Origin of the sequence: Bacillus sp. CHD6a, assembly GCF_001293645.1 — a bacterium.
GTDB lineage: Bacteria > Bacillota > Bacilli > Bacillales > Bacillaceae_I > Sutcliffiella_A.
In genome coordinates, this window is the sequence record NZ_LBMD01000002.1 from 402,689 (window position 1) to 410,587 (window position 7,899).

At 40.3% G+C, this 7,899-nt stretch carries 7 protein-coding genes; 6 read left to right on the plus strand and 1 reads right to left on the minus strand.

The window, feature by feature from the left end; genetic code table 11:
* The first annotated feature begins 142 nt into the window (after positions 1 to 142).
* The 3 genes from AAV98_RS04625 (at position 143) to AAV98_RS04635 (ending at position 2,093) form a co-directional block, all read left to right on the plus strand.
* Entirely contained in the window at positions 143 to 808 is a 666-nt protein-coding gene (locus AAV98_RS04625; protein WP_060664365.1) for a type 1 glutamine amidotransferase domain-containing protein, read from the plus strand.
* Positions 809 to 855: 47 nt separating this feature from the next.
* On the plus strand, positions 856 to 1,143 hold the full coding sequence (locus tag AAV98_RS04630; protein WP_060664366.1) for a putative quinol monooxygenase: 288 nt from the start codon (positions 856 to 858) through the stop codon (positions 1,141 to 1,143).
* 74 nt (positions 1,144 to 1,217) lie between these two features.
* Positions 1,218 to 2,093: a LysR family transcriptional regulator gene (locus tag AAV98_RS04635; protein ID WP_060664367.1), complete on the plus strand. Its 876-nt coding sequence runs from the start codon at positions 1,218 to 1,220 to the stop codon at positions 2,091 to 2,093.
* Positions 2,094 to 2,495: 402 nt separating this feature from the next.
* On the opposite strand, the gene AAV98_RS04640 is transcribed toward AAV98_RS04635, so the two are convergent.
* Entirely contained in the window at positions 2,496 to 4,196 is a 1,701-nt protein-coding gene (locus tag AAV98_RS04640) for a transglutaminase domain-containing protein (RefSeq protein ID WP_060664368.1), read from the minus strand.
* Between the two features lie 203 nt (positions 4,197 to 4,399).
* Between AAV98_RS04640 and AAV98_RS04645 the strand changes: the two genes are divergently transcribed.
* The 3 genes from AAV98_RS04645 (at position 4,400) to AAV98_RS04655 (ending at position 7,655) form a co-directional block, all read left to right on the plus strand.
* Positions 4,400 to 5,401, plus strand: a complete 1,002-nt coding sequence (locus AAV98_RS04645) for a DUF1835 domain-containing protein (protein ID WP_060664369.1) — start codon at positions 4,400 to 4,402, stop codon at positions 5,399 to 5,401.
* Positions 5,398 to 6,351: a DUF4097 family beta strand repeat-containing protein gene (locus AAV98_RS04650; protein ID WP_060664370.1), complete on the plus strand. Its 954-nt coding sequence runs from the start codon at positions 5,398 to 5,400 to the stop codon at positions 6,349 to 6,351. The genes AAV98_RS04645 and AAV98_RS04650 overlap by 4 nt, the downstream gene beginning before the upstream one ends.
* Positions 6,352 to 6,461: 110 nt before the next feature.
* On the plus strand, positions 6,462 to 7,655 hold the full coding sequence (locus AAV98_RS04655) for an aminotransferase-like domain-containing protein (RefSeq protein ID WP_060664371.1): 1,194 nt from the start codon (positions 6,462 to 6,464) through the stop codon (positions 7,653 to 7,655).
* Positions 7,656 to 7,899: the final 244 nt, after the last annotated feature.

Genomic DNA, 7,899 nt, shown 5'->3' on the forward strand with positions numbered 1-7,899 from the left:
GGGTATTGTACAAAGGAGAGGAGAGTGTATAACTATAAATATATTTATATATCGTGTAAATTTATCTAATTTGTATTATAGATAATCAGGTACTACAATAAAAACTGTAAGAAATGAAACCAACTTTTAGGAGGAATAAGAAATGAGTAAACATATATTAATGGTAGTCACTACAGCAGATAAAATGAAAGACGGACACGAAACAGGACTATGGCTTTCTGAATTCGGCGAGGCATATGTGGAGTTTGCTAATAAAGGGTACGAGGTAACAGTTGCAAGTCCACTAGGCGGGAAAGCTCCTGTTGATGCAAGAAGTTTAGAAGGAGGAGAAACACCTCAGGAAATTTTAGATACAGCAAGATATCTTGAAAATACAATTAAATTAGAAGACATTACAGATATATCAAAATTTGATGCAATCTTTTTACCTGGTGGTCATGGTACAATGTTTGATTTGCCTGATAACGAGAAGTTACACCAAGTGATTCGCGATTTGTATGAAGCGGACAAGCTAGTTGCAGCTGTGTGCCATGGTCCAGCGGGGCTTGTGGGAGTGAAGCTTTCAGATGGAACTCCACTTGTATCAGGTAAAACAATAACAGCATTTACTGATGATGAGGAGAGAGAAACAACATTAGATAAGTATATGCCTTTTCTTTTAGAAACTCGCCTTCGTGAATTAGGGGCGGAAGTTATTGTTAGAGATAATTGGGCAGATCACATGCAAGCGGACGGTATCCTAATTACAGGTCAAAACCCGCAATCCACGATCAGCGTTGCTAAAGAAGTAGTAAAACAACTAGGCTAGACATATTAATCCTGCTGCATGCAGTATAATATGGAAGAGGTGTTTGCATGAAACCTATCACAATAAACGCTATTATGACGGCAAAACCAGGTAAGGAAGATGATCTGTTTCAAGAAATGAAGAAAATGGTGGGACCATCGCGTGCGGAAAAAGGCTGTGAGGAATACTCCTTGCATCAATCCGTGGAACAAGAAGGTGTTTTCGTTTTCTATGAAACTTGGCAGGATGAAGAGGCTTTGAAAGAACATATTGAAACAGAACATTATAAAAACTATCGTCGTAAAATAGAAAATTTAGTGGAAAAACGGGAAGTCTACAGACTAACAAAGGTTTAAATATATCTATGAAATTGCACCGTTCTTCTTAGTGAAGGGCGGTGCTTTCATATAAGTAAAGGAATACAAATAGCATGATTGATTTTGAATGGTATCGCAGTTTTATAAGTATATACAAACATGGGTCAGTATCAGCAGCAGCCAAGGCGAGAATTCTAACGCAGCCGGCAATGAGTCAACACTTGGCTGCATTGGAAGCGGAGTTGGGAGAGTCTCTTTTTGTTCGTTCCCCTAGAAAAATGATTCCCACAGAAAAGGGGAAAGAGCTGTATACAAAAATTGTTCCGTTGATTGAGAAGCTAGAGAGTACCAGTTTGGAGTTAAGGAATGAATCCAATCAACCTTCACTTGCACCATTAGTTAAGCTTGGTACTCCCCCAGAATATTTTACAAAAGCGGCAATCAAAGAGTTTAAAGGGTTGGATCTTCGGCTATCTGTACAGTTTGGGGTTGCGCAGGAATTGCAGAAAAAGCTAAGTGCAGGTGAAGTAGATTTGGTTATTACCACACAAAAAACACCTATCGCTGGCATAGAATATCAGAAAATTGAAGACGAAGTGTTTGTAGTAGTAGCATCGATAGAAAGTGAAACTGAATCTGGTGCGAAGTCCTTGGAAGAGATAGAAGCTTGGTTGACTGGCAAGGAGTGGTTAAGTTATGGAACCGAACTCCCTATTGTTCGACGATACTGGCGTGAGCATTTTAATAAACGACCAGAAATCCAGCCGTCTCATGTGATTCCTGATTTAAGAGCTGTGTTGGAAGCCATAGAAAACAACATGGGGAAAAGTGTGCTTCCTACCTATCTGGTTAAGGATGCCATTGAGGCAGGAAAAACAAAGATATTATTCCCGCACCTCTCGGTAGAAAACACTATTTACCTGGCTTATAAAATGGAAAACAGGGATCATCCGCATGTTCGGGAGATTTTGAGGAGGTTGAAGCGGTAGGTGGTGTGGGATGGTGTCTCTACGCTCGAAGTGCTGTTGGAAAGTGGGAAAGGGTAGAAGAGGAGGAGTCTCTCCGCCCGAAATGAAGAGGGAAAGAGGAAAACGGTAGTAGAGAGAGCGTCTCTCCGCCCGACATGAAGAGAGAAAGTAGGAAACGGTAGTAGAGAGAGCGTCTCTCCGCCCTAAATGAAGAGGGAAGATGAGAAACGGTAGTAGAGAGAGCTTCTCTCCACCCGAAATGAAGAGGGAAAGAGGAAAACGGTAGTAGAGAGAGCGTCTCTCCGCCCGAAATGAAGAGGGAAAGAGGGAAACGGTAGTAGAGAGTACGTCTAAAAAAAAGTGGACACATAGCTATCGCCCATGTGTCCACCAACATTTCCTAATGCAATAGAACCAACTTCATCAATACCTGACCCCAGTCCGCGTATGTGTCTTCTTAAACTCTTCCGGATTCGGATCAAAATAATCCTCATTAAAAGCAGCGACAAATTTATCATTACGATCAATATAGCCCGAACCCCAAGTTGGATCCATCTCGACCCACTCACCATCCAGGTTCGCCTCTACCCATGCATGGTTCCCCGGCCATGGAGAGCCGGCCCGTCCTTCTACATATCTAGCCTCGACCCCACTCGCTCGCAATATAGCTAATGCAAGGTACGCATAATCTTGACACACGCCTGTCATGGAATCCAAGGTCTTTAGTGCACTATCGTCCCACTCGAATTCATTGTTTCGATACTTTTGGACATCATAGCTAACATTCTTTGCAACAAATTCATAAACGGCTTTTGCCTTGTCTCGATCAGTGTCCTTCCCAGTGGTCAGCTCTTCTGCAAGCTTGATAATCTCCGGCGCATCAGACTGGACACCTCGGGAAGGCAAAAGATTCCGTTTATCTTCAGCAGAAGCGTTCACTTGAAATTTAGCAAAACCATAATAACGGAAAAAATCACTATTTTCTTCTTTGATTTCTGGCACACTTAGTGTTACTTCATACTCACCAGGCCCGAAACGCAAATAGAAGGAACCGTCAAACGCATAGTTTTCCACAGGGATAACATCAAGTGCCTCATCTTCGCCTTTTTTCGTACTAACATAAATGTGAGTCGTCTCTGTACTAAATTCTGCTTCCGGATCAATTTTTCCCTTTACTGAGTAAGTACCTTCCGTCTCATCTCCTCCGTATTGGGGAGATTCGAGAGTCACACCGCGCTCTTTATAAGCAGTATAATATTCTAAAGGCTGCATCACTCGTTCAGAGGCATTGTCTATATAAAAAGTTGATGCAAGCTGATAGTAGTCTTCACTTTCACCATCGGGGACCATTACTTCAAGCTGGTGCAATCCTTTTCCGTAGAACAGTGGAATTTCCGTGGAAAATTGGCCATTTTCTACAGTGACCATATGCTTCCAAATGTCGGAGTCCTTTTTCAACTGCAGCATTATAGTATCTCCGTCCGATAGCGCAGATGCTTTCCCTTCAAAAGAGAATAGCTGGTTCTCCTTTAAATAACCAGATTCAACATCAAACTGAAGGCCCGCATCATGTCCAAAAGGAGTTAAAGAAATATCGTAGGTTGATTCAGGGTTCACATTATGGACGGTGAAACTAGCAGTATCGTAATAATAGTTTTCACGTTCTGTGTCTGGAAGTTGAACGGTGACCCGATATTCCCCTGCGCCATTAAAAAAAGAAATGTTCTCTTTAAACTCGCCATCTTTTATTGGTGCATAATATTCCATCAGAGCCCCTGTAGGTCCGTTCTCATCAGAACGCACCTTAATCCAAACGTACTCCCCTTTTAAATCAGCATGCTTCTCAACAGTACCGGCAATTTCTATTTGTCCGTTTGCACTGAATTCCTTGTACACAGGTGCATGGAAAGTCGCATTCACTTCTTCTGCATAAGATGTTAGCTCAAGTGCTTCAAGCTCCAATTCTGCATTCTTTTTATCAACAAGTTGTTGATATGTATCTTTTACTACTTCTTGCTCAGTAGGCTGTCTTTCTTCCACACTTGTATTTTTATCTGAACAGGCAGAGAGAAGTAAACTGCCACTCAATAACAACGCCGTCATATATCGATGTTTGACTACCATTATATCCTCCTAGGGACGAGTCCATCGTCCAATTAATTTGTTTCTTTTACATACGTATGTACAAACTATAAAGTTTCTGATGCTATCTTACTATTATATTGGAAAACTTTGAATAAAAACGACACCACAATGAAGTGGTAGAATTAGCCATTTGAAGATGGTATAGTTAGAGTATAGGTAAATTATTCCTTGGAGGTCGAACGATGCTAGACGATGTAAAAGAAAATATTAATCAACTTTCCGAAAAAGATGCAAAAACTTGGCTCTACTTAACCTTACTTCGTTTGGACCAATTAACGAAAATGGATTTTCCAAAAGAAGAAATTATAGAAGAAATCCAAAATATAGTAAAAACAATTGACCACCAACCTCCACCTCGAACAGATTATAGCATCATTCATATTGCGGGGAGCGAATCTATTGCTGGATCGCTTAAGGTAGGCTTAGAGCGAAACCACAAGGTGATTGGTTTCTGGGAAATGTTCGATATTGGCCCGTTATGGGATCCGCCTGCCAGACAAGAGTGGCTCCAAGATCATATTAATATTTTTGATGAATCCATAGAGGAAGAGTTTAATAGAAAATTTAAACAAGCAATCGAAGAAGTAAACCAAATCCCTCCACATATTCCTATCATTCTGTGGACAGCTGATAACGCCCACGAACAAATTTTTCATAGATACATTCTTCACCACTTGCGTAACTGTGAAAATGAAGTGGTTCTTATTAATGCAACCAAAGTGTATCAACAACTTACTCTTTCCAATCAATTCGAGCCTATTTATACAAGTGATATCATGCCGGAAATGTTAAAAGATATTTTTGAAAAAGAACAAAGAAATAAAATGTCAACAAATACTAGAAATCAATTATCAGACGAGTGGCTTCAACTAAGAGAAGCGAAGAGCCTGCTTCGTATTTGGAAGAACGGAGAAATACAAGAGGTTAGGGAAGACTATATAGATCAAGAATTACTGCATTGCGCTAAAAGAGTCCAAAAGGATTTTGCCGAAAATGAGTTTGTAAAAGCAGCAAGAATTATTGGTGAAATGCATGGCCAGTTAGAAGGAAGATTCAATACTGCGTTTTTAGAATATCGCCTTCGAACTCTAGTCTATCAAGGGTTTTTTACATTAAAAGGAATTCCGAAATCCATGCGTCATTATAGTGTTAGGGTGAAAAATGGGGAGGAGGAAAATGCATGAAAAAAGTATTATCGTTTTTGTTTGTGCTCATTCTTTTAGCGATCGGAGCTACAGTGGTTTTTGGTCAGTTCAAAGAAACGTTTAGTTTAAATTTCCATACTACTTCTATCGAACAAGAAGAAACAGTATCCGACAATAAAGCAAAAAATATAGAAATCCATACCACATCAACGGATATCAAGGTGGTTTCTGTGGATAGAGAAGACATTTATGCAAAGTTATCAGGAGATGTTAGTGAAAAAAATAAGGATAAATATAAATTAAAAGTAAAGGAAGTCAACGGAAACATACATATTGAAGTACAACAACCTAAAATGGAATTTCAATTTGGACCTAACATCACCAAACTGAAACTTGAAGTGGAAGTGCCGGAAAAAACGTATTCAGAGTTATCCACTTATTCCACATCAAGTGATATTCAAATTTCAGGTTTGCAAGTGGGTTCATTGAGAACAGAGCTGACTTCAGGGGATATTTTGGTCGAAGGTGTTACCGTAACAGATAATTATTCAATTGATCTGACAAGTGGCGATGTGCGCATCGAAAACACCGAAGCCAAGGAGATAGCTATTGCTGGAACTAGCGGTGACATCACCATCAAAGAAGTTCTCGCGGATGTACAAGTGGATACAACATCAGGAGATATTAATGTTTGGGGTGTACAAGGAAATATTGTCGTAGAGACTACATCTGGGGACATCGATATAGAAAATGACAAGGTATCAGGTAATATAGCGGTCGAGGTAACGAGTGGAGATGTGAGAATACAGTTCGAGGAACGCCCTACCTCTCTAGCAGTTGACTTCAAAGGGCAATCAGGAAAAGGTATCGTAAACTTAGAAGGAATGCAATATGAGGAGAAAAGTGAGAAGGAAATAGCCGGTAAGATTGGAGATGGAGAATTCCTCCTTAAGGTACGAACGACTTCAGGTGATTTTAGGTTAAATTAATGATTTCTTTCTTACTAATTTTCCTTCTTCAAACACCAGGCTATTGTTTGTCAACGGAGTGTAGGTTTAAAATAGAAGGAACATGTAAATTAGAAAGGTGACTGGTATCAATGAACACGGAATCTTTTTTTCCTAATAACATCAAAGCAGCCTTACAACATAACCCACCTGGCGAATGGATTCCATCCATTCCAACTCACGCCATACGTTTGCATTCCGGTTATCCGGCACCTCACCTTGTTCCGAGTAAAGAATTAAAAGACGCAGTAGCACTATTGATTGAAGAAGAAAACGACCTTCCACTTCATTACATAGGAAGTCCAAGAATTGATAGGTTGAAAGAATGGGTGAGGATTAGACAGGAAAAACGCGGTATGCCCGCAAAGGTTGACGAGCTTTTAATCACATCTGGTGCATGCCAGGCGATAGACTTGATTGCACGTATTTTCCTTGATGAAGAAGCTGTCGTGATAGTCGAATCACCAACATATATGGAGGCACTCGAGATCTTTCATAACTACACAGATAGGATTTTAACCATACCGATTGATCAGGACGGTCTTCAAACGGAACGGTTAGCGGAGATGCTTGCGGAGAGAAAGAAAAAAGGGATGACGAAACCAACCTTTTTATACACGATACCAACGTTTCATAACCCAACAGGTACAACTATGTCGGACGTGCGGAGAAGGCATGTTCTAGATCTTGCAGAAGAATACGACTTTTTCGTGTTAGAAGACGATGCATATGGTGAGCTTGGTTTTACTAACAACCCTAAGACACTGAAGTCCATGGATAGGGAAGACAGGGTTCTCTATGTGGGGTCCTTGTCAAAAGTGGTGGCCCCAGGGATGAGAATTGGGTGGGTGCATGCATCAGAAAGATTCATCCAAGCTTTGTTTTGGTTTAAAAAAGATTTGGAACACCCTTTCTCTCAAGCAACCATGGCCGCATTTTTGGAAAATACAGATTTTACATTGCGGTTGGAGACTTTAAGTAAGACCTATCAGAAAAAATGCCATGTTATGCTGGCAGCCCTTGAGAAATACCTCCCAGAAAATGTGTCCTGGTTTGTTCCCGGGGGCGGTTATTTTGTATGGGTGAAGGTCCCAGGTGTAGACACAGAGAAACTACTTGTAAAGGCAACCGAGGGAGGGGTATCTTTCCTACCCGGTAAATACTTTTTCCTCAACCAGACAGAAGGGGTAGAATACCTCCGTCTGTCATTCAGCTATGAGAATGAAGAGAATATTGAAAAAGGTATTCGGAGATTAGGAGATATCGTTAAATCTTTGTCTAGATAAAATAATTAAAGGGACGGCTCTGTTGCTATGGAAGCGAGAGAGCCGTCTTTTTTTAGATGCACTTAATTAAAAAAGTTTTCTGTTTTTTTTATATGGTCTCAATTGATTAAATTCGATGACGACAATATCAAAAGAGAAATTAATGCAAAAATGTCTTCATAAAGGGGATGAAGACATTTTCAACTATTTCTATAAAACAAAAGGAGTTCCTGCCACCGGGTGGTTTTAAAACCTTATCGGAGAC

What these genes read in the sequence shown, in the direction of transcription:
- AAV98_RS04625 (WP_060664365.1), top strand. Translation starts at nt 143, where the DNA reads ATGAGTAAACATATATTAATGGTAGTCACTACAGCAGATAAAATGAAA.
- AAV98_RS04630 (WP_060664366.1), top strand. Translation starts at nt 856, where the DNA reads ATGAAACCTATCACAATAAACGCTATTATGACGGCAAAACCAGGTAAG.
- AAV98_RS04635 (WP_060664367.1), top strand. Translation starts at nt 1,218, where the DNA reads ATGATTGATTTTGAATGGTATCGCAGTTTTATAAGTATATACAAACAT.
- AAV98_RS04640 (WP_060664368.1), bottom strand. Translation starts at nt 4,196, where the DNA reads ATGGTAGTCAAACATCGATATATGACGGCGTTGTTATTGAGTGGCAGT.
- AAV98_RS04645 (WP_060664369.1), top strand. Translation starts at nt 4,400, where the DNA reads ATGCTAGACGATGTAAAAGAAAATATTAATCAACTTTCCGAAAAAGAT.
- AAV98_RS04650 (WP_060664370.1), top strand. Translation starts at nt 5,398, where the DNA reads ATGAAAAAAGTATTATCGTTTTTGTTTGTGCTCATTCTTTTAGCGATC.
- AAV98_RS04655 (WP_060664371.1), top strand. Translation starts at nt 6,462, where the DNA reads ATGAACACGGAATCTTTTTTTCCTAATAACATCAAAGCAGCCTTACAA.